The organism is Bacillus sp. AF62 (assembly GCF_050312695.1).
GTDB lineage: Bacteria > Bacillota > Bacilli > Bacillales > Bacillaceae_G > Bacillus_A > Bacillus_A cereus.
The window spans coordinates 27740-48957 of record NZ_JBNPJZ010000052.1 but is presented as its reverse complement, the minus strand read 5'-3'; the positions used below and the strand labels follow the sequence as shown (position 1 = coordinate 48957).

Here is a 21218-nt window from a genome sequence, read left to right as displayed (position 1 = left end):
CATTTCTCATTAATCAAGTATTAATTGGCATCGATATTAGTAGAAAATAAAGAAGATGATCCCTATTAAATACAGGAATCATCTTCTTATGCTGTCTAACTTTTTTACATGTCCTTTGCTAGACTCATGCTTTTTATATTTAAAGTGAATTATTTGCAATCACAATTATGTTTTTTAAAATCAATTACCATACGCCCTTGAATTCTACCTTGTTCCATTTCTTCGAATACATTTTGTACTTTATCTAGCGAACAAGTTTGAACAACCGGCACTACTTTTCCTTCTGCCCCAAACATAAACGCCTCTTCCAAATCTTTACGAGTACCCACTAGAGAACCAACTACTTCAATTCCATCCAGTACAAGTCGCGGGATGTTTAAGTCCATTGTTTCTACTGGTAGCCCTACTGCAACTACTTTACCGCAAGCACGTACTGCATCAACTGCTGAGTTAAAGGCTACTTTAGAGACTGCTGTTACTACCGCAGCATAAGCGCCACCAAGCTCCTCTTGAACAATTTTATCAGCAGGACCTTGAGAAATTGGATTGATAGTCATATCAGCACCAACTTCTTTCGCTAAGGCTAATTTGTCGTCATTAATGTCTACTGCGATTACCTTTGCACCAAATACATTTTTAGCATATTGGATAGCTAAGTTACCTAATCCACCGCAGCCATAGATTACAATAGGTTGACCAGGTTTAATATCTGATACTTTAATAGCTTTATATGTAGTTACACCAGCACATGTAATTGATGATGCTTGAGCAGGATCTAATCCTTCTGGTACTTTTACCGCATAATCAGCAGTAACGATACATTGTTCAGCCATACCACCATCTACTGAATAACCTGCGTTTTTAACTTCACGGCAAAATGTTTCTCTACCAGTTACGCAATATTCACAACGTCCACAAGATTGGAACATCCATGCAATACTTACACGGTCACCTATCTTTAGCGAATTAACATCATCAGCTATTTTCGTAACAATACCTACACCCTCATGACCAAGAATACGGCCATCAGTGTTACCAAAATCATGATTCGCAACGTGTAAATCAGTGTGGCAAACTCCACAATACTCTACATCTACTAACGCTTCGCCTGAGCGTAACGGACGTAATTCTTTTTCAATCACTTCGATGTTTGCTTTGCTGTTTTTATTAACCACTACTGCTTTCATATGTGATCTCCCCTTTAGTGTTTTAGCGTTTTAATGAGTTTATCTCACAACTACTTTCCTCACTACTTTGGCTAGTTATTGTACCAAATTTAAGTGTTCAATCATCATTACATCTTCATCATAACATGACACTTCATAAACAGCTTGTGAAATTATGAACAATATTTGAATTATTACACAAATCGGTCTTTATTTTAAATTTTTAAAAATGAGAGTTTATCACTGACTATAAGTAAGTCATACATTTCTAAAAGAAAATAAAGTAACAAACTTCTCATCGATAAAAAAGCTCTTCACTCAATATTTTCTATATTTAAACACTTAGTTTCACAGTAATAGCCTTTACCGCCAACATAAACTTTTTCTATTTTATTTTTGCTATTGGTTGCTAATTTAACTAATATTTCAGAAGGCAAGTGTAATGAATAACCTTGTTCAAATACATAGACTTCTTTTTGCAAGTAGTGCTGTTCATAAAGGTAGCAAGCTAATGCACCGTTTGAAGTTCGAGTCGCTGCTTCTTCATTAATGTCGTATAGTGGAGCAAAATTTCTGCATATAATTCGATTGTCATTAAAAGTATATAGATGCATCCCGACAACATTATAATACTTGCTGATTTCTTTAATTTTTTCAAAATTAGGTTGTAGCGCATGTAATTGTGTTTCGCTTTTTATAGGAATTAAAATATCTTTTAAGCCCGTGGAGACAATTTGAATTGGGTAATTATTGTCTATATCTTTAATGTCAAAACAGTCGATGAACTCGTTTGGAGATACAACATCATAGAATATCGGTTTGTTTTGTTCCATGAATATGATGTCATCTTTTATAGTAATAGTAAGAACACCGCTGTTCGTTTCAATCGTATAGCGATTCTTGAAATTTTCATTTAAATGCATCAGTATCGTGAAAGATCCGATTGTGGCATGACCACATAAATCAACTTCTTCTTTTGGTGTAAAATACTCAAATTTATAATCAGCAATTTCAGATTCTGATATAAATGCGGTTTCCGCATAGCCCAGTTGTTTGGCTATTTCCATTTTTTGAGTAGTGGTCAATGTATTCTCAATAAATACCACTCCCGCTTTATTTCCGCCTTTATGATCCTTGCTAAATGCACTTGCAACATAAACAGATATTTTCATAAGACACCTTCCTCGCCTATAGCAAATTTCAATATAATAATCACTATATATAAATATAATTGGATAAATTATCAATAAAACAAGAGACAAACTATTTTTTTTAGCATTTGAACTCTCCAAAAATAGTTTGTCTACAGTCTGAAAGCACTTCATTTGAAGAGCTTTTTTTATATTCGCTTCATCGAAATCGTTTCACGTATACTTTGTAAATTTTTTAGCGTTTCCTCTTGTCGCTGCAACGACAACCCTACATACAAAGTATCTAATAAGCTTAACTGTGCTAATCGTGATGAACTTGCTTCTGTGCGGAACTCAGTCTCACGTGTTGATGTATATAACGTAATATCAGCAAGTTGACTTAATGCTGATTTCTTATAGCTCGTAATCGCAATAATTTTGGCCCCTCTTGCTTTCGCTACTTCTAACGCTTCAAGTAATCCTTTATTGCTACCAGAATGAGAAATGCCAATAACAACTGAATTTTCCGAGAGTAAACCTGCTCCCATAATTTGAAAATGCGAATCAGTATGAGCGATACAAGAAATACCCGTTCTCATAAACTTATGATACGCATCCATCGCAATAATACCAGAGCCACCATTTCCATAAAACTCAATTCGACTTGCTTCTTGCAAAGCTCGTACAGCCTGCTCAAGTGCTGTTTCATTTAGCAAATGTAAAGTATCTTGCAGTCCTGTAATATGCGAATGAAAAACTTTTTTAGCAACAGTTACCATACTATCTTCTGCTGATACCTCTTCATGAATATTTTGCATCGGTGTATGTACAATTTCACGAGCTAATGTAATCTTTAAATCTTGAAAACCTTGCAAACCAAGGTGTTTACATAAGCGGAATATCGTCGCTTCGGAACTACTCGTAACTTCAGCTAATTCTGTAATAGATTTATGTACAACATCTTGTGGATGTTTCAAAATATGTTCGGCAATACTTCGCAATTTCGGTGATAAACCATTTAACGAAGCCTGAATCTTTCCAATCCCACTCCTTGTACCAGGCATAGCATATCCTCCTCTTCTATCGTAGCTTTATCCTGTAAAAACCGATTAGTTTAACTTTATTGTACCTAATTATTGAAAGAAGAAAAACCTATATTAGGGATTACTATAAATTTTAATTGCTCCTATGTATTCTGTCATACGATATAACAGAATTATTCATGCTTATGAATAATCCTCCCCATGTTTCACTGCGTATAATGCGGCTTGCGTACGATCATCCACTTCCAATTTAGCTAAAACGTTTGAAACGTGTGTTTTCACAGTTTGTTCTGTAATATGAAGTTCTGCTGCAATCTCCTTGTTGCTTCTTCCTTTCGCAATTTCGCGAAGTACCTCTTGCTCTCTTTTCGTTAACATTGAAAAAAGATTTTCTATTTCCTTCTTTACTGCGGTACGCCCCATTAATGCAGGTGTTACTTTCGGGTGAAAATTCGCATTTCCTTGATGTACTGCAATAATAGAAGCGACAAGTTGCTCAGGTTGTACTTCTTTTAATTGATAACCATCTGCTCCAGCTTCAAGTGCTGGTATAACATAATCTTGCTCTGAAAAACTACTTAATATAAGTACCTTTATCGTCTCATCGTATTGCTTTAGACGTTTTGTTGCCTCAATTCCATCCATTTTCGGCATCGATACATCCATTAGTACGACATCCGGTCTTTCTTTTTGCACGAAATGTAATGCCTCTTCGCCATTATCCGCTTCCCCAATAATTTCAAATTCTTCTCTCGTTTTCAAAAAGAATACAAGTCCTCTCCGAACGATATGATGATCCTCAACTAGTAGCAATTTAATCTTCAATCTTATTCTCCCCTTCAAATCGGCAATTGAATTTCTATTTTTGTACCCTTTCTCAGCTCTGTTATAATTTGAAACGACCCCTTCATTAACTGAATACGTTCCTTCATACTTTTCAGGCCAAGTGCTGACTCCCTTACTTGCTCTTGTATAAATCCTATTCCATTATCTTCTATGTAAAAATGTAACTGGTTATTTTCTATTTTCAAAAGAACATGTACCTTTTCACACGAAGCATGCTTTTTACAATTATGTAGCGCCTCTTGGCTAATACGCCATAAAACTTCTTCTATTTCATCCCCAATTGAAACCATCCCATCAATTCGAACTTCCACTTGAACTCCTAATAACTTCCCGTAATTTTGAATTGCTTCTGCTAACCCTTTCTCTAATCCTTCAGGTCTTAATTGCCAAATTAATAGAGTCATCTCTTGTAATGCTTCTTGTGATAATTCTCCAATATAACTTAACATCTCTTGCAATTCTCTATCTTGCGTCATATTCAAAGTACCTTTCGCTGTTAGCATAATAGAAAATAACAATTGTTTTACTGAATCATGTAAATCACGTGCAAGTCGATTTCTTTCCGCTACCACTACATATTTACGTTCTTTCTCAACTAACTGAATACGTTGTATTGTTGTTCCAATTTGAAATGCAATTGATTCTAATAATGCTAACTCTTCCTCTGAAAAATGAGTCTTATGAGGCGCAGCCACATTTAGTAGACCAAATTTTTCAGATCCAGACCTAAGCGGAATTGTCGCATGATGCGTAACATCTTCTGTCTCTCCCCAATTACATTCAATTGCATCTTCTATTCGCTTACATTCAATAATATTAGTCGCTTTTTCTAATCTCCCATTCACAAAACGTTCTACACACCAACAGTTTCCTTCACACATCGGCTTCTTCTCTTGCCACGTAAGAGCCTCTGGTAAATTTTCGTCTACAAGCATGCTATGCTTTCCACTTTCATCAATAAAGAATATCCACCCTGTTTGTAAATTCATTACTTGTAACAATGTATGCAACACTTTTTCTAACATATCCTGTAAGTTTGTTGCTTCATTTAATAATTCAGCAATTTCTTTTAATGCTTCTAAACGATGCATCTCTTTTTCTTCAAAGTTCATTCTCATCACCAACTACAATTATAACATTAAGAAATTTCTAAATTCTATAAATAAAAAAAGAACCGAATCCCTTCAGCCCTTTCTTTATATCAATCATTTTATTATTGTTATTCTATCCAATGTTGGAATCAGAATTTTTGTTAACAAACGATTCTACTTTAGCTTTCCGATAAAGATTGTCCACCATGGATATGCTGTAAACCTTCAGTAGTAACAACCATATTCGCTGCTGGCATTTGCACTTGATTCTTATGAAACATAGACATTAATTCAAATCTTACTTGTCTAGAAGTTTCAAAATAATCTTCTGGCTTTATTAAACCTGTAATACAAAATTCATAGCCAACATATTTCAAGTTAGGATTTAAGTCTGTAACACCGACGTATTTAAATGGTTCAACAGCGTCATCCTCTACTCTATAAAGAGTTTGATTCAATTTTTCATTGCATATAACACATACTTCTTCTAACAATTCCTTCACTCTTGTTGGATCTTCCTGATAACTTACCGTGATGCGTTCAATTACACGCATCCATCCTTTATTAAAATTTTGTATCGTTCTAATCTCTCCGTGCGGGATGGTAAGTAGTTTTCCTGACCATTCACGTATTTGCATAAAACGAATACTAATCTCTTCAATAGTTCCTGAATTTGTTCCGTTAAAAGTTACAAAATCACCAACTCGGAACTCTTTGTCCGCTAATCTTGCAAAGCCTAATATAACATCTTTTAGCATCTGTTGTGCTGCAAAACCGATGACAACTCCAGCTATCCCTGCACCTGCAATAATACTTTTTATATCTACAAATTGGCTAATTAAATATATGATAAGACTGATGATAATGATATATCTAAAAATAGATCGAATTACACTTTGAATCGTCTGCTCTACCTCTTCATCAAAAAAGCTTGATTTCCTAAAAAACCAATCAATAATACGATTTATTACAAATGAAATAATGATTAAAACTAAAGCAAATAGTAAAAATCTTAAAAGTAAAAACTCCCTTACATAATTAAAAAATTCTTCAGTATACGTTAATAAGCTCATTCATCCACTTCCTTAACTAATAAAAATTCTATACAAAGCTGCTATATTTTTAAAATTCATTAGACATTCTTCTATAAATATACCCTTTTTCATAACCTAAAGGGAGCTGACAATTGAATTTTTTTATGACTTTACTTTAAGACTACACTACCCATCCAAATAAAAGGAAAACATTTACATAATATCGAATAGTTCATTTGAAAATATTATTACTCACGGAGGTTGCAAGCAATGGGATATATTGAAGAACTAAGAGACGTTGTTGGATCAAGACCGCTTAATTTAGCAGGCGTTGCGGTAGCTGTTTTCAATGAACAAGGACAAATACTAACTACAACAAAGGCGAAATGGCATGTGGGGCGTTCCAGGAGGTTTTGTAGAACTTGGTGAATCTATAGAAGCAGCTGGAAAACGAGAAGTACTTGAAGAAACCGGAATCGAAATTGGTACACTTCAGCTAGTAACTGTATTTTCAGGTAAATAATTTTTTGTGAAATTAACGAACGGAGATGAATTTTACCCTATAACAATTGCTTACCTTTGCAAAGATATTACAGGTGGCTTGCTAAAAGCTGATGGAGTCGAATCATTACATGTACAATTTTTTAATTTAAATGAGCTACCACAAAATATTAGCCCATTCATAAAAAAATTAATTGAACAAAATGTCGTCTCAGTTTAAACGCAAAAAAGAGACCTTTTTAAAGGCCTCTTTTATTTCACTTCTGCATGTAAACAAGATTTAAAATGTCCAAGTGCAAATTCATGCCCTTGCGCATTAAAAGATGCAACTGCCTTTTCATAAACAACAATTTTAAATCCTTTATTATAAGCGTCTACTGCTGTGTGAAGAACACAAATATCAGTACAAACACCTACAAGATGAACTTCTTCTATTCCTCTTTCTCTTAACTTCATTTCTAAGTCGGTTCCTGCAAATGCACTATATCGTGTTTTATCCATGTAATATACATTTTCAGCATTTTTATATGTTTCGTATACATCTTGTAATTCCCCAAACAAATCTCTTCCACTTGTACCAGCTATATTATGGGGTGGGAATAATTTTGATTCTGGATGATATACATCATTTTTTTCATGTTTATCAATCGCAAAGACAACGTAATCTCCATTTTCAATATATTGCGTCGTTATATGTACAATTTCCTTCTCAATTTCTTGACCTGGTTTTCCGCAAGTTAAAGCACCTTTTTCCGCTACAAAATCATATGTATAATCAATATTAATAAGAGCTCGTTTCATAACTACTATCTCTCCTTCTTCTGTTTCACAGTAAACAATAGAAAATTTGTTATTACGACATCGTATGTACTATTCGACATTTCAAATGAAATACCTACATTTTTCTTGTAAAACTCACCTTAATTCGAGTTTATCATAAAGTGAAACTTTAATCATTGGAGAGTTTGTTCATCTCCAATGATTATTAGTTAAACCAATCGGACAGTTGATCTCCCACCTAATCTCCTCACATATACCGATTTTTAAGGCGAGGTCTTACTGCCCATTAATGCGGGATATAATAGATACACAATGGTAAAACAACTAGCTCCTATTACTAAGTCATGAATTTGGTAATTAAACGTAATTTGAATCACCTCTTGTATCGTAAACCAAATTACTGCCATCATTATACTAATCAAGACGATACGAATACACCGATTCACATCTTCAACCTCTTTCTCTGTCATAGTAGTAGCAAGTGATTTCTTCCTATTTAATCGTATTAGAAAACGAAACAAGTTATTCACTCTTGCACACTCTAGTCCAAATAAAAAAGCACACTACTTTTTTAAGTAATGTACTTTTTATTCTTATTAAGACGCAGGCTTTGTCTCAAATGTTGCTTGATTAAAACTAATAACCTTTCCTTTCGGGTCATTGTTTTCATACTGAACTGCAGTAATCGTATGACTACCTGTTTCAAGCGTCTTTTCTTTTAATTGTACTGTTGTCTGCGTTGTACTAGTTACTTGATGTCTATCTGTATACATTTGATCTACAAATATGAAGGTTTCTTTATCACTTTGAAAATTAGAAAGTTCTAATTCAACTTGCTGAATTAAAGTATCCTTTTTAATGAATACAGTCGGTATATTGCCATTTTCAGAAGTACCATCTGGAGTAATAACTTTTACTTTCCCTTCTCCAATTGACATTGCACCTTCAGGAAATACAACCATATTCTCATCACTTGCGTTTACAACTTGTTCTTCCTGTTTTGATTGCGCGTTCTCTTTTTCCTGTGGAGCACCGCAACCTACTAATAACAATACAGACAATCCAGTGATTATGAATTTTTTCAAAATTCATCCCCCCTGTCATTTGATTATAATTTATTATACAAAAATAACTTTTAAATTTTAAGACAACTTTTAAAACTTTTATGAACATATAGAAGCTTGCTCACGATTAATGTATCATACTTTCCTTAATAGAACATTAATTTTTTTTATGAAATAAATAGTAATTCCTTCTTATTTATCATTTTAGCCCAACAAATCGATATAATACCCCCTCAAAAATAAAAAGACATTGATATGTCCAATGTCTTTTCTATGTAGCACTTTAAAAAACAAATGTTGTGATTTCTTCTACTTCTTTTCTTGGAAGTTTTTTTGGCTTATCTTTCGGAAATCCTAGTGAAATAACCATATTTATTTGTTTTTCAGGCTCAATTTGTAAATATTGGCGCAGTTCATCTTGAGCTAGCAATACTGGCCCTGTCATTGGACAAGTACCAAGTCCCTTTGCATGTGCAGCTAACATTAAGTTTTGTGCCGCTAAACAGCTACTCTTAATCCCTTCTTCTTCCCAAACTGAATCTGGAACAAAAGCAATTGGATCAAATATCTTTTCACGGAACTTTGATTCATATGGTGTTGCCAAACTTACGATTAATACTGGTGCCTCCGAGAAAGCTGTTGCATATGGTCCGAAAGAACGTGTAAGTAATTTCCCTGCTTTCTCTTCTCCATTTTCTGCTGCTTTTGCCGCAAGTTTATGTAATGCATCCCATGTCATTTGTTCAATTTCTTTAATCTTCTCTCGATTCATGATAACTAAGAATTCCCACGTTTGTGAATTCGTATCACTCGGTGCGTAACGCGCACAATCAATTATTTCTTTTATATCATTAGTAGATACTTCTTGATCTTTAAACTTTCTAACACTTCGTCTTCCGTGAATTACTTCTTTAAAATCTTCATAATTCATATATTAAATCCCCTTTTTACAGCGTTTTCAAAACTTGTCCTATGCTTGAATTATATCATGAAAAAAAGCCGGAAGAATACCAGCTTTTTTCTTCATGATTAATTTGTCACTTTAAACAAACGAATACTCTCTTCATATGCAGCTTGTAATTTTTTCGTAATTGGTCCTCTTTCACCAGCTCCAAACTGTTCATCACCAATTTGAACGACTGGGAATATTTCAAGTGGCGTCGCTGTAAAGAAGCACTCATCAGCTTCATATACTTCTTGTAATGAAAACTCTCGTTCTTCTACTTCGATATGTAACTCTGTCGCTAATGTAATCACGTAGTGACGTGTAATACCATGTAAAATGAAATGATCCGCTGGATGTGTAATTAACTTATTATTTTTCACAATAAAGAAATTGGAATGACACCCTTCAGTCACAATGCCATCCCGTACTAATATTGCTTCTTGATATCCTTGTTCATTTATTTTGTTTTTGATCATAATATTAGGAAGCAAATTTAAAGATTTTATATGGCAAAACTTCCACCTGATGTCCTCTTCTACTGTTACCTTAATCCCTGCCTCCATTGAAGCAACTGGTCTTGGAAACGAAACAAGATTTGCAAAATATGTCGGTTGTAAATCTGATTCATATACATGATTGCGCGGTTGTGCACCTCTTGATATTTGTAAATATACATTCCCATCTTCTTGAAATTGATTTTTTTCAATCATTTGATATAACTCTTCTACTAATTCTTCCTTCGTAAATGGTGGAATTAGTTTTATTTCTGCCATAGAGTTAAAGAATCGTTCTAAATGTAAATCTAATAAATGAGGCTTGCCATCGTATAGTCTAAATACTTCATAAATACCATCACCAAATTGGAAACCGCGCTCTTCTAATGCGACCATCGGCTGTTCTTCCTTCGTATTAATCATTCTCCCATTAAACAAGATCCAATCTTTATGAGTAGCTTTCATTCTTCCCCACTCCTTTATCACATGATTGATTTTATTGTACAACTTATGTCACCTCGAAAGAAGGAATTTTCTGTATTTTCACAAAAAAATACATCACTTCGTAAAAGTGATGTATTTTATCATTTATTTAAGGAAATATTTTTCAATATCATCTAACATAAGGTTCGCAGCTTTAATACCGCCTGCTGTATTCCAGATTACCTCATCTACTTGGAATACTTTATTATTTTTAGAAGCCTGTAGTTGCTTAAAGAGCGGATCTTCTGTCCATTCCTTTGCTAACGAATTTCCTTCATTATTCTTATCTGCATCTTTATCAGACGTGAAATAGAATAAGTAGTCTCCGTCCATATTTGGAATTTGCTCTTTTGTAATTCCTTTTATCGCAAAATCATCTTTATCTTGTAATGGTGGTCGTTTAAATCCAATATCATTTAAAACAACTCCCGAGAATGAGTTTTTTTGATAAATACGAACATCACCTGGCACGAAACGAATAATAGAAACTTTAGAATTCAATTTATCGCCTAACTTCTCTTTCATTCCTTCAATACGTTTTTTATAATCATCAAGAGCTTTTTGCCCTTCTTTTTCTTTATTTACAGCTTTTGTATAAAGCGTAAAGTTTTCTTTCCAATCACCGCGTAATGTTTCTGCATAAACAGTTGGTGCGATTTCTTTTAGCTGATTATATATTTTTTCGTGACGCATTTTATTTCCGATAATTAAATCTGGCTTAAGCTTCATTACTGCTTCTAAATTAATATCACGTTCAGTTCCTACAACTTCCGTATTTTTTAACTCTTTCGCTACATGAGGATACCATTCATCACCAGCACGTGGTTTCGTAGTCCCCACTGGCGTTACGCCCACAGCTAGAAGAGCCTCTGCACCTTCATTTGTTAAAACAACAACTTTTTTAGGTGTACCATTTACTGTCGTTTCGCCCATTGCATGCTTTACCGTATATGAATCTTTTGCTTTCGCTGATATATCATTTTCCTTTTTCTCTTCTTTACTACATCCTGCAATTACAACCATGAGTATCATAATGCAGAACATAATTAGTTTTTTAGTATGTATCATATGTCCTCCCTAGATGAAATCGATTATCATTAACAATTAAAGATTAATGTATCCTACATACATTGTCAATGTATATCAGAAAACTTTTTTAATATATACTGTTTAGATTCTATCCGCTTTTCTAATGTTTCTTTTTAAAACATAGTGCATAAGTATGAAAATAAATGTTGTTATTAAAATGCGTATCTTTGTTATACATAACAAAGATACGCATCCATATTGCATTATCATTTTAATTGCTAATATTGAGTATACTTAATATACGATGGATCATTATATACCCACTGATTTCCACCAAGGTTTAACCAACCATTTTCATTTATATATACTAAATAAGATTCTGGAGAATTTAATTGGCGGATAACTGCAGATGTAGTTGTTGGACCACTTCTTAAATTTACATTCATCCCTTGTATATATGCAACCCCAATCGGACTTCCATCACTATTACTTGTCTTTACAAAATTAATGTAAGAAGGATCATTATACACCCATTGTCCATTCCCCAAATCTAACCATCCGTTACTTTCCTGATATACAACGTAAGATTCTGGAGAATTTAATTGACGAATAACTGAGGAAGAAGTTGATGGACCATTTCTTAAATTTACATTTTTCCCAAGGATATAAGCGATTCCCTTCGTTTGAGGTGTCGGTTGTGGGTTAGGAGGTTGTGGATTTGGAGCTACTCCAAAAATAGCCGCTATTCCATTCGCATACGCTTGACTTAGATCTTCAATAAATTGTGGATTTTTTAATAAATTTGCATCAAACGTTGTATCAATAAAGGCAGTCTCAGTTAAAATTGCATCCATTGCGGTTTCTCTTAATACCGCATAATTTTCTTTTTTTGCTCCTCGATCACGAAGACCGTATTTTGTTAATACAGGATTTACTGCTGTATGCATCTTTTGTTGCTTTGCATATGCAGTGCTGCTGTTGGATAACGCATTATAAATATAGCTTTCAAAACCTGTACCCCCGCCGCTATTAATATGAAATGAAATAAAATAATCCGCACCAAAAGCATTGGCAATATTAGCACGTTCCGATAAAGAAATAAACACATCACTATCACGTGTCATTTTAATTGTAATTGGGTAATTTACCGTTAAAATGTCTCGAACGCGTCTAGCAATTTGAAGTGTTAAGTTTTTTTCTACTAAACCATTACCAACAGCACCAGAATCATATCCACCGTGCCCTGCGTCTATAACAAGTTTCATTTTATTGCCCCGCCCCTTTCTTGTAATATGTTTGCATTGCTACTCGTCCTATTTTATGTGAAATGTACAAGTTCTGTTACAATTACAAATAAAAAAAACGCCTTATGTAAGGCGTTTTCTATCATCTTGCTTTAACCAATTTAAAATAAATATATACGATTGATAGTGAGCATAACGTATGCAAAATAAAATAAATAAAAGTATTATTCCAGCACCACTATAAAGTAAACCGAACTTTAAAAAAACATTCACAAGTGGTGGAAAGTTCATTAGATTTTGTAATGTACTAAGCATACAAAACATAATGAAAAAGACAGGGACGTATTGTAATTCATACGGCTTTTTTTTCTTACTCATTCTTTTCCGAATGAGTATATGACATAATTCTGCTACTATAAAGCACCCTCCAATTAATACAAGACCAGAAGTCATCGTCATACATCCACCTGCCTTATATTTATTTTATCGCATAAGTAATCATCGTTATATTTTTTTTACATACTCTTCATCTTCTGAAGTAAAACCAAAACTCTCTATGAAAGACTTCGCCTTTTCTGTTAATTCCTCTTGTAGCACTTTTATTTCTTTCACATTTCTTTGTTTCATCATTTCTTCAAATGTAAAATACGTATTTGCACCATAACCGTAACCTTGGTAATCAAAATGAATAATTAGCTGTGATAAAACAGCTCGTTCCTCTTGAACACTATAATCTATTACACCAATATATGTATCATCAACTTTCACACAGTACTGTACCTTTTTCTCACCTAAACTATGCGATTTAAACATTTCTTTAACAACGCTTTCATTTTCTACGGTAACTTTCTCAAACGTAATCATATGTTGTCCATCCTTTTACTATTATTGTATCAATAATACTTCCTATTTATGAAAAAAACCTTAAGACCGTATGCGATCTTAAGGTTTTTCTAATTAAACTAAGCTATACGCACGTTTTGTTTCTTCATGGAACTTATTCGTATCGTATTTATGCTCAACATAAATTTGGTGCCATACCATAAACGCAAGGACAGTCCAAATTTTACGGCTATAATCGCCTTTATCTGCACAATGTGCTTCCAGTAAGTTTAATACATACTGTTTGTCGATTAAATGCTCTGTTTTACTCTCGTTTATAATATTGATAGCCCAATCATGCATTTCGTCTTTTAACCAGTGACGAATTGGTACTGGGAATCCAAGTTTTTTACGATCTAATACGTGATCTGGAACGATTCCGCGTGCTGCTTCACGTAAAATAGCTTTCGTAGTTCCGTTAGCAATCTTAAATTCAGTTGGAATTTTAGATGCAACATCGAATACTTCTTTATCTAAGAACGGTACACGAAGTTCTAATGAGTTTGCCATTGTCATTTTATCAGCTTTTAATAAAATGTCACCACGTAACCATGTGAACATGTCAATGTACTGCATTTTGCTTACATCATCATAATCTTTAATCTCGTTATACAATGGTTTCGTGATATCCATATAGTTAACACTTTCATTGTAATACTTCATTAATTCAACTTTTTCTTCTTCACGGAAGATTTTCGCGTTTCCATAGTAACGCTCTTCAATTGGCGTACATCCACGCTCTAGGAAGCTCTTACCTTTAAATCCTTCTTTAAGAGCACCACTTAATGCTTTTAGAACGCTCTTACCTGGGCTAGGAATGTAAGAGAACATTTTTAGTGAGTTTGGCTCACGATAAATGTTATAACCACCAAATAGCTCGTCTGCACCTTCACCTGAAAGAACAACTGTTACATGCTTACGTGCTTCTTTTGCAACGAAGTACAATGGTACAGCTGCTGGATCTGCTAAAGGATCATCCATATGCCAAATGATTTTTGGGAACTCATCCATAAACTCTTTCGCTGAAATGAATACGTTATGGTTTTTAACGCCTAATTTCTCAGCAGTTTCTTTGGCAACATCAACTTCACTGAAACCACGTTGTTCAAAACCAATAGAGAATGTTAAAAGATTTGGATTCATTTCTCTTGCGATAGAAGCGATAATAGATGAATCGATACCACCAGATAAGAATGAACCTACTGGTACATCACTGCGCATATGCACTTTTACTGAATCGTATAACACATCACGAATTGCTTGGATATGCTCCTCTTTCGTTGCGCTTGAAGCATTGAAATAAGGTTTCCAGTAGCGATGGATCTCCATCTCTTTACCGATTTCTTTTACGAAATAATGACCAGGCTCAATTTTATTAACATCAATTGTTAATGTTTCTGGCTCTGGACCATATTGGTACGTAAAGTAATGTTGTAGTGACGTTGGATTAACTCCTTTATCTTCCATCACATGCATAATACTTTTCTTCTCAGATGCGAAGAATGTAGTATCACCTTGTTGTGCGACGTATAAAGGTTTAATACCGAAGTGGTCACGTGCACCGAAAAGTTTCTTCTCTTCACGATCCCAAATCATAAATGCAAACATACCACGAAGATAGTCTACACATTTTTCTTTCATATGTGCATACAATGCAATGATAACTTCTGTATCAGATTGTGTTGCAAACGTTGCACCTTTTTCAAGTAACATTTCACGTAATTCTACATAGTTGTAAATTTCACCATTAAAAATAATTACATATCGATCATTTTCATAAGTTAGCGGCTGATGTCCTGCCTCTAAGTCAATGATACTTAAACGGCGGAAGCCAAATTGTACATGTTCATCACGAAAATATCCTTCGTCATCTGGACCACGGTGGAAAATCATCGTGTTCATATTTTCAAATTGATGTTTTTCTGTTTCTGAAAACTCTCTAGGGTTTTCACATAAACATCCTACAAAACCACACATACTTCTTACCCTCTTTCGGTTTTCATTCTGTTTCTATACTACTATATCAACCCTATTTATACTAGCATAATCAACTGAATATGGCGACCAAAAACTATAAAAAAATCACTCCATTTCACATTTTTAACAATTTTTTATGAAAACATGAAAACTAGGCACTCACCTTTCTCCGCTTTTGTCATATGATATTGCAAATTGATTTCTAGGAGGGAATACCATGAGTGAAGAAAAAAAAGATTCTTCTCGCCCACCGGTTCGTAATTACTTAAAGCAAATTGATGATTTCTTCGAGCAAACACCTCTTCGCAATGTAATCGCTGATTTAAATCATTTTTTCCAAAAAGGAAACCGTTTATTAACATTCCCTGTAGATTTATATGAAGTTGGTGAAGAACTCGTTGTTACAGCTGAACTACCAGGTATACAAAAAGAGCAAATTCAAATTGAAATACAAAGTGAATACTTAAAAGTCTCTGTAAAAGAAGAGATACTCGAAGAAGAAGAAGAAACATCCCATAACTATTATCGCCGGGAACGTTCCATTTCAGAAGCATCAAGATTGATTAAGTTGCCGTATTCAATTAATAAAAAAGCAGCAAAAGCTTCTTATCAAAACGGCGTATTAGAAATTCGGGCGCCGAAACTTCCCCAACAACATGACATTTTATCCATAGACTAATGCAAAAAAAAATAAGGGTGCATAGCACCCTTATTTTTAATCCACTAATCGCTTCATATCACGTATAATGTCTTCATATGGCGTATTACTAATTCCACTATACTTTTTCATTACTTTTCCGTTTTGATCAATTAAATAAAATGATGTACCATGCATGACCTGACCATTCTCCGGCTTATCTACAAGTGATTGGAAATTATCTTTTGAAAACTTCGTAATATCTTCTAACGAATATCCCGTTAATAAATTCCAGTTACTAGTATCCTCTGTAAACTTTTGAATAAAAGCTTTCAGATTTTCCGGCTTATCAAGGTCTGGATCTACACTAAATGAAACAAACTGAACGTCTATCTTCTCTTCTTTTGCCATCTTTTGCAGCTTGGCCATATTTGCAGTCATTGGTGGACAAACTGTTTGACAATTTGTGAACATAAAATCTGCAACCCAAACTTTCCCTTTTAAATCTTTTGTACCAAATTGCTTTCCATCTTGATTTGTAAATTGGAAAGTTTCTAAATCCCAATTTAATGGTTTACGAAGCTTTGAACCTGATTCACTACATCCAGCAAGTACAAAGAGACAAAATACAACCATAAGACCAATTATTTTTTGATAACGCTTCATTTATAAACCTCTTTTCTCTATCCTAAATTTAAATAGGTTATGTTTATAATAACAAAAGTTAACACTACGAGAAAATTGTTTACTACATTTGTTCACGAAATCGTACGAATTTACGTATGTTACTTCTTTATTTCAAGCGAATTACTAGACAAAATATATTTTTTACTATTATTTCTATAAATAGAATTGATAAAACTAATTTTATTGTTACTTTTGTAAATACCTCTCCCTATTTTTTAACAATTCCTTAAACATTAATCCATGTTTTACACTGTATTCCTTAACAACATTTCGGTACAATACAAATACAACGATTGTAAATGAGGTGATGTTCATGGCAAAGCGCTATGAAAATATGGATAATGTTAGTACAAAAAAATCAATTCGCTCTTTTTTACGCTGGCGTAAAGAACGAAAGCAAAACAAAAAAGATTTTTCTTTCTTAGTAGAACAATCACCCGTTAAACAAAGTGCATTTTTGCAAAGTAATGTAAAAAAAACGACTGTCACATGGATTGGGCATTCTACTTTTCTTATCCAAACGAATGGACTTAATATATTAACAGATCCAGTATGGGCCAATAAATTAAAGCTAGTTACAAGACTTACAGAACCTGGACTCTCTATAGAAGCACTGCCTAAAATTGATATTGTCCTTATTTCACATGGTCATTATGATCATTTAGATTTTTCAACTCTTCGTCAGTTGAATGATGATGTTCTATATCTTGTACCTATCGGATTAAAAAAATTATTTACTCGTAAGAAATTTAAACATGTAGAAGAGTATAAATGGTGGGAAAGTACGATAATTAACGAAGTTTCTTTTCACTTCGTACCTGCTCAGCACTGGACGAGAAGATTCTTATTTGATATGAATACGTCTCACTGGGGCGGATGGATTATTGATAATGAAACGACTATGGAAACCATATATTTTTGTGGCGACAGTGGCTATTTCCAAGGTTTCAAAGAAATCGGTGAACGCTTTTTAATTGATATTGCTCTTATGCCCATTGGCGCTTATGAACCAGAATGGTTTATGAAAGTATCTCATGTTTCACCCGAAGAAGCTGTGCAAGCTTATTTAGATTTAAACGCTACGCATTTTATACCGATGCATTACGGAGCTTTTGCACTCGCCGATGAAACACCTCGTGAAGCAATAACTAGACTTCGAAATAATTGGAATTTGCGCATGTTACCATGGGAACAACTGCATGTACTCTTTTTAGGCCAAACTTTTATTTATAGTAACGCAACAAATGATAAGCAAGTAAATGAAAAAATTGAAACTTTACATGTGTAACGTAACGACTGATTTTCTATATCCAACATATAATATAGAAAATCCTATAATGAAACTTTAATCAGTGGGAGTTTCTTTATCCCCACTGATTATTAACCTTCACCAATCGGGCTTTTACGGACAGCCCGCCACCTAACCTCTTTGCTCCAGCTAAATTTTGAGGTGGGAGTTTTACTGTCCGCAAATAGCAGGATAAAGGGTGTTATCTATGAATGAATATTTACAGACTCGCTATATCATTAGCGGTAGTGCCTGTATAGCTCTTCTTATTTCTTACTTTCTATTTACATAAAAAAGCTACTTGAAATATATTTTCAAGTAGCTTTTTTATTACTCTGCTAAATACATAAATCCGATTGCACCTGGACCTGTATGAGTACTAATTATAGGCGTAGTATAGAAAATTTCTGATTGAGCAAACCCACTCACTTTTTCAACCGCCGCTTTCATACTTTCAGCTAAAGGAATTGCTTTCGCATGCGGAATTGCAACAGCCTTTACAACTTTTCCAGCTGTATCTTGCTCAAATAACTTAGCTAATGTTTTTACAATTTGGCCTTGGCTACGAACTTTCGTTACAGGATTATAAACACCGTCTTCAAGACTAGCAATTGGCTTTATATTAAGTAGCGAACCGATAAACGCTTTTCCTTTACCGATACGTCCACCCTTCACTAAGTTTTCTAATGTATCTACTACTACATATAAACGAGTATTCTTTCTTACTTCATCTACACGTTTTAAAATTTCTTCTAGTGAGCGTCCTTCATTTGCCATTTTTGCAGCTTCAATTACTTGATATGCTAAAGCATGTGTAATAAATTGAGAATCAACAACTGTTACTTTTGTATCGGTCATTGATGCAGCACTATTTGCAGTTGCTACAGTACCACTCATTCCACTTGTCATATGAATGGAAAGTACTTCGCTTCCATCTTCACCTAACTTGTCATACATTTCTACAAATGTACCCATTGCTGGTTGTGATGTTTTTGGTAGTTCCTCTGATTTAAGCATTTCTTCAATAAATTCATCTGGTTGTAGATCAACGCGATCTAAATATGTTTGTCCATTTACAGAGATTGATAATGGTAGAACATGAATGTCATACTTCTCGATTACCTCTTGTGATAAATCTGCTGTTGAATCTGTTACAATTTTAATTTTTTGCATATTATATTCTTCCCTTTCCAATACGCTCTCCTTGTTATTATACTAGTATTCCCATTGCTTTCAACAATTTGGAACGAAATTTCATCAAATTAATTATATTTTTATATCTAAAATGAAAAAGACAGAGCTCCTAACCCTGTCTCTACTCTATATCATGCATTTTTTTCAAGAGTATTTGTTTTATATACATTTAAATAATCATTCCACTTCAAACAATTTTGTAAATATTCACGGAAAGAATATGAAAATCTTGGATGTTTTTGTTTTTGAATTTTTGCAATAAATAATTGAAGACGAGACTGAATTAGAAACGATAATGGATGCTGTGCCTGTAGGACAGGGATTTCAAATATTTTAATACAATCCCCTGTTGAATGAGTGAAATAAAAACTTTTCGTAATCACAATATCAATCCTCTTTTTCATTGGATTTTTGAACTTCCTCTACTTTGCGCTGTAAGACGTTGTTTAAAGTGGAGTAAAATCAGACTTATATGATTTCTGTAGCCCTTATGGCTAGAAGATTTATACTCTATTCATCTCCACCTAATCCATCTTCCCGTCCTAAATATCCCTGAGACGGGAACCTCATTACCCATCAATTGTTTAATACATTTAGTATAAGCTTATAAAAGCGCAAAGTTTGTCTAAATTTTGGAGATTCTATAATTTTTTTCTTCTATATATTGTATACGTTTATAGCTATAGTATAACAAATAAATAAAAAAGTGCCTTTATAACGAGGCACTTTTCGACTGCATTTCTTCTCTTTTCTTTTTTCTCTTACTAACAACCTTTGATAAAGCAATACTTACTTCATAAATACAAATAAGCGGCACCGCAACTAAACTATGAGATAAAAAGTCAGGCGGTGATATGCAAGATGCAATGATAATCAACGCTACGTAAGCATACCTTCTTATTGTTATTAAAAATTCCGCCGTAAGTATTCCAATACTAGTTAAAAACATTACAACGACTGGCAATTCAAAAATCACAGCAAATGGAACTGTTAAATTAAGTACAAAATGAAAATACTTTTCTGTCGTAAACATCGTATTAAACATTTCATTACCTATAGTAGTTAAAAAGTGAAATAGAAACGGCATTACAATAAAGTATCCAAAACATAAACCTGCGATAAATAATATAGACAATACCGGTATATACATTATTGTCATCTTTTGTTCATTTGGATGTAAACCCGGTTTTACAAATAACCAAATTTGTATAGCAGCAAAAGGAATTGTACAAACGATAGCAAATACTGTAGCAATCGAGAAAAAAATCCACAATACATCACTTGGACCGAGAACAGTTAATTTCATTGGTAAATCTTTTACAAGCCAAAAATAAATATCCTTTGTAAAAGTAAATCCAATAATTAAAAATAGTACAAAGGATAACACCGTATATATTACTCTTTTTCGAAGCTCAACAATATGTTCTACTACGCTCATTTCCCGATCTTCCATCTCGTTCACCACACTTTATTTATCCATTACAAGGAAAATACATTACAGTTTTTCTTTCTTTTCCTTTTCTTGAAATGCGTCATCTGTCAATTCTTTCGTTGATTTTTTAAACTCTTTTAACGTTTCCCCTAAAGCCTTCCCGATTTCCGGCAATTTTTTAGGTCCAAATAAAATGAGTACTGCTACTAAAATTAAAATTAACCCTGGAAAGCCAATATTTGAAAACATTTCCCCATCCCCTTTATTAGT

Annotated in this window: 23 protein-coding genes and 1 pseudogene; 3 read left to right on the top strand and 21 right to left on the bottom strand. The window is 33.7% G+C overall.

All coding sequences use genetic code 11. The features are described from left to right. Window positions 1-149: 149 nt before the first annotated feature. The 6 genes from adhP to ACQRBL_RS10815 all read right to left on the bottom strand — a co-directional run bounded on the left by adhP (window position 150) and on the right by ACQRBL_RS10815 (window position 6349). Window positions 150-1187: an alcohol dehydrogenase AdhP gene (adhP, locus tag ACQRBL_RS10840; RefSeq protein WP_000649129.1), complete on the bottom strand. Its 1038-nt coding sequence runs from the start codon at window positions 1185-1187 to the stop codon at window positions 150-152. 293 nt (window positions 1188-1480) lie between these two features. After that, window positions 1481-2338, bottom strand: coding sequence for a PhzF family phenazine biosynthesis protein (locus tag ACQRBL_RS10835; RefSeq protein ID WP_411996414.1), 858 nt, complete (start codon window positions 2336-2338; stop codon window positions 1481-1483). Between the two features lie 167 nt (window positions 2339-2505). Beyond that, window positions 2506-3360, bottom strand: a complete 855-nt coding sequence (locus ACQRBL_RS10830) for a MurR/RpiR family transcriptional regulator (protein WP_001119652.1) — start codon at window positions 3358-3360, stop codon at window positions 2506-2508. A 162-nt stretch (window positions 3361-3522) separates the two neighbouring features. Then, window positions 3523-4164, bottom strand: a complete 642-nt coding sequence (gene casR / locus ACQRBL_RS10825) for a two-component system response regulator CasR (protein WP_411996415.1) — start codon at window positions 4162-4164, stop codon at window positions 3523-3525. A 14-nt stretch (window positions 4165-4178) separates the two neighbouring features. Next, a complete protein-coding gene (casK, locus tag ACQRBL_RS10820; RefSeq protein WP_170925745.1) occupies window positions 4179-5276 on the bottom strand; it encodes a two-component system sensor histidine kinase CasK in 1098 nt (365 codons plus the stop codon). Between the two features lie 179 nt (window positions 5277-5455). After that, a complete protein-coding gene (locus ACQRBL_RS10815; protein ID WP_000055430.1) occupies window positions 5456-6349 on the bottom strand; it encodes a mechanosensitive ion channel family protein in 894 nt (297 codons plus the stop codon). Window positions 6350-6580: 231 nt separating this feature from the next. Between ACQRBL_RS10815 and ACQRBL_RS10810 the strand changes: the two are divergent. Next, a pseudogene (locus tag ACQRBL_RS10810) lies at window positions 6581-7031 on the top strand (NUDIX hydrolase). A 32-nt stretch (window positions 7032-7063) separates the two neighbouring features. Here ACQRBL_RS10810 and ACQRBL_RS10805 read toward each other — a convergent pair. The 10 genes from ACQRBL_RS10805 to asnB all read right to left on the bottom strand — a co-directional run bounded on the left by ACQRBL_RS10805 (window position 7064) and on the right by asnB (window position 15710). Beyond that, window positions 7064-7612, bottom strand: a complete 549-nt coding sequence (locus ACQRBL_RS10805; RefSeq protein WP_000816771.1) for a cysteine hydrolase family protein — start codon at window positions 7610-7612, stop codon at window positions 7064-7066. 242 nt (window positions 7613-7854) lie between these two features. Beyond that, complete coding sequence (locus tag ACQRBL_RS10800) at window positions 7855-8121, bottom strand: hypothetical protein (protein WP_033667345.1); 267 nt, start codon at window positions 8119-8121, stop codon at window positions 7855-7857. A 66-nt stretch (window positions 8122-8187) separates the two neighbouring features. Beyond that, window positions 8188-8676 (bottom strand): hypothetical protein, encoded by a 489-nt coding sequence (locus ACQRBL_RS10795; RefSeq protein WP_411996416.1) that lies wholly within the window; start codon window positions 8674-8676, stop codon window positions 8188-8190. A gap of 262 nt (window positions 8677-8938) precedes the next feature. Beyond that, the gene (locus ACQRBL_RS10790; RefSeq protein ID WP_411996417.1) at window positions 8939-9586 is read right to left on the bottom strand and encodes a nitroreductase family protein; all 648 of its coding nucleotides are present in this window, start codon (window positions 9584-9586) and stop codon (window positions 8939-8941) included. A gap of 98 nt (window positions 9587-9684) precedes the next feature. Further along, the gene (gene dat, locus ACQRBL_RS10785) at window positions 9685-10560 is read right to left on the bottom strand and encodes a D-amino-acid transaminase (protein WP_023521836.1); all 876 of its coding nucleotides are present in this window, start codon (window positions 10558-10560) and stop codon (window positions 9685-9687) included. A 123-nt stretch (window positions 10561-10683) separates the two neighbouring features. Next, window positions 10684-11646, bottom strand: coding sequence for an ABC transporter substrate-binding protein (locus ACQRBL_RS10780; protein WP_023521835.1), 963 nt, complete (start codon window positions 11644-11646; stop codon window positions 10684-10686). A 239-nt stretch (window positions 11647-11885) separates the two neighbouring features. Next, window positions 11886-12872 carry an N-acetylmuramoyl-L-alanine amidase gene (locus ACQRBL_RS10775; RefSeq protein WP_411996418.1) on the bottom strand — a complete coding sequence of 329 codons (987 nt, stop codon included), beginning with the start codon at window positions 12870-12872 and terminating at the stop codon, window positions 11886-11888. A 102-nt stretch (window positions 12873-12974) separates the two neighbouring features. After that, entirely contained in the window at window positions 12975-13304 is a 330-nt protein-coding gene (locus ACQRBL_RS10770; RefSeq protein ID WP_043924652.1) for a hypothetical protein, read from the bottom strand. 51 nt (window positions 13305-13355) lie between these two features. Further along, window positions 13356-13715 (bottom strand): GNAT family N-acetyltransferase, encoded by a 360-nt coding sequence (locus ACQRBL_RS10765; RefSeq protein ID WP_000627519.1) that lies wholly within the window; start codon window positions 13713-13715, stop codon window positions 13356-13358. Between the two features lie 93 nt (window positions 13716-13808). Next, complete coding sequence (gene asnB / locus ACQRBL_RS10760; RefSeq protein WP_000333826.1) at window positions 13809-15710, bottom strand: asparagine synthase (glutamine-hydrolyzing); 1902 nt, start codon at window positions 15708-15710, stop codon at window positions 13809-13811. Window positions 15711-15927: 217 nt separating this feature from the next. Here asnB and ACQRBL_RS10755 point away from each other — a divergent pair, with 217 nt between their 5' ends. Beyond that, window positions 15928-16389, top strand: a complete 462-nt coding sequence (locus tag ACQRBL_RS10755) for an Hsp20/alpha crystallin family protein (RefSeq protein ID WP_001288086.1) — start codon at window positions 15928-15930, stop codon at window positions 16387-16389. A 36-nt stretch (window positions 16390-16425) separates the two neighbouring features. Here the strand turns inward: ACQRBL_RS10755 and ACQRBL_RS10750 are convergent, their stop codons facing one another. Beyond that, a complete protein-coding gene (locus tag ACQRBL_RS10750) occupies window positions 16426-17013 on the bottom strand; it encodes an SCO family protein (protein WP_000833332.1) in 588 nt (195 codons plus the stop codon). Between the two features lie 334 nt (window positions 17014-17347). Here ACQRBL_RS10750 and ACQRBL_RS10745 point away from each other — a divergent pair, with 334 nt between their 5' ends. Next, window positions 17348-18322, top strand: coding sequence for an MBL fold metallo-hydrolase (locus ACQRBL_RS10745; protein ID WP_001129640.1), 975 nt, complete (start codon window positions 17348-17350; stop codon window positions 18320-18322). Between the two features lie 330 nt (window positions 18323-18652). Here the strand turns inward: ACQRBL_RS10745 and ACQRBL_RS10740 are convergent, their stop codons facing one another. From ACQRBL_RS10740 to ACQRBL_RS10725, 4 genes are all read right to left on the bottom strand, one after another. Next, window positions 18653-19495, bottom strand: a complete 843-nt coding sequence (locus tag ACQRBL_RS10740; protein WP_021036079.1) for a DegV family protein — start codon at window positions 19493-19495, stop codon at window positions 18653-18655. Between the two features lie 152 nt (window positions 19496-19647). Further along, entirely contained in the window at window positions 19648-19899 is a 252-nt protein-coding gene (locus ACQRBL_RS10735) for a DUF2535 family protein (RefSeq protein ID WP_000629012.1), read from the bottom strand. A 329-nt stretch (window positions 19900-20228) separates the two neighbouring features. Further along, window positions 20229-20969 (bottom strand): twin-arginine translocase subunit TatC, encoded by a 741-nt coding sequence (gene tatC / locus ACQRBL_RS10730; protein WP_023521829.1) that lies wholly within the window; start codon window positions 20967-20969, stop codon window positions 20229-20231. 42 nt (window positions 20970-21011) lie between these two features. Further along, a complete protein-coding gene (locus ACQRBL_RS10725) occupies window positions 21012-21197 on the bottom strand; it encodes a twin-arginine translocase TatA/TatE family subunit (RefSeq protein ID WP_000492442.1) in 186 nt (61 codons plus the stop codon). Window positions 21198-21218 lie beyond the last annotated feature (21 nt).

Coding starts and splice junctions, on each gene's coding strand:
- adhP (WP_000649129.1), bottom strand. CDS start 1,187: ATGAAAGCAGTAGTGGTTAATAAAAACAGCAAAGCAAACATCGAAGTG.
- ACQRBL_RS10835 (WP_411996414.1), bottom strand. CDS start 2,338: ATGAAAATATCTGTTTATGTTGCAAGTGCATTTAGCAAGGATCATAAA.
- ACQRBL_RS10830 (WP_001119652.1), bottom strand. CDS start 3,360: ATGCCTGGTACAAGGAGTGGGATTGGAAAGATTCAGGCTTCGTTAAAT.
- casK (WP_170925745.1), bottom strand. CDS start 5,276: ATGCATCGTTTAGAAGCATTAAAAGAAATTGCTGAATTATTAAATGAA.
- ACQRBL_RS10815 (WP_000055430.1), bottom strand. CDS start 6,349: ATGAGCTTATTAACGTATACTGAAGAATTTTTTAATTATGTAAGGGAG.
- ACQRBL_RS10805 (WP_000816771.1), bottom strand. CDS start 7,612: ATGAAACGAGCTCTTATTAATATTGATTATACATATGATTTTGTAGCG.
- ACQRBL_RS10790 (WP_411996417.1), bottom strand. CDS start 9,586: ATGAATTATGAAGATTTTAAAGAAGTAATTCACGGAAGACGAAGTGTT.
- dat (WP_023521836.1), bottom strand. CDS start 10,560: ATGAAAGCTACTCATAAAGATTGGATCTTGTTTAATGGGAGAATGATT.
- ACQRBL_RS10780 (WP_023521835.1), bottom strand. CDS start 11,646: ATGATACATACTAAAAAACTAATTATGTTCTGCATTATGATACTCATG.
- ACQRBL_RS10775 (WP_411996418.1), bottom strand. CDS start 12,872: ATGAAACTTGTTATAGACGCAGGGCACGGTGGATATGATTCTGGTGCT.
- ACQRBL_RS10770 (WP_043924652.1), bottom strand. CDS start 13,304: ATGACTTCTGGTCTTGTATTAATTGGAGGGTGCTTTATAGTAGCAGAA.
- ACQRBL_RS10765 (WP_000627519.1), bottom strand. CDS start 13,715: ATGATTACGTTTGAGAAAGTTACCGTAGAAAATGAAAGCGTTGTTAAA.
- asnB (WP_000333826.1), bottom strand. CDS start 15,710: ATGTGTGGTTTTGTAGGATGTTTATGTGAAAACCCTAGAGAGTTTTCA.
- ACQRBL_RS10755 (WP_001288086.1), top strand. CDS start 15,928: ATGAGTGAAGAAAAAAAAGATTCTTCTCGCCCACCGGTTCGTAATTAC.
- ACQRBL_RS10750 (WP_000833332.1), bottom strand. CDS start 17,013: ATGAAGCGTTATCAAAAAATAATTGGTCTTATGGTTGTATTTTGTCTC.
- ACQRBL_RS10745 (WP_001129640.1), top strand. CDS start 17,348: ATGGCAAAGCGCTATGAAAATATGGATAATGTTAGTACAAAAAAATCA.
- ACQRBL_RS10740 (WP_021036079.1), bottom strand. CDS start 19,495: ATGCAAAAAATTAAAATTGTAACAGATTCAACAGCAGATTTATCACAA.
- tatC (WP_023521829.1), bottom strand. CDS start 20,969: ATGGAAGATCGGGAAATGAGCGTAGTAGAACATATTGTTGAGCTTCGA.
- ACQRBL_RS10725 (WP_000492442.1), bottom strand. CDS start 21,197: ATGTTTTCAAATATTGGCTTTCCAGGGTTAATTTTAATTTTAGTAGCA.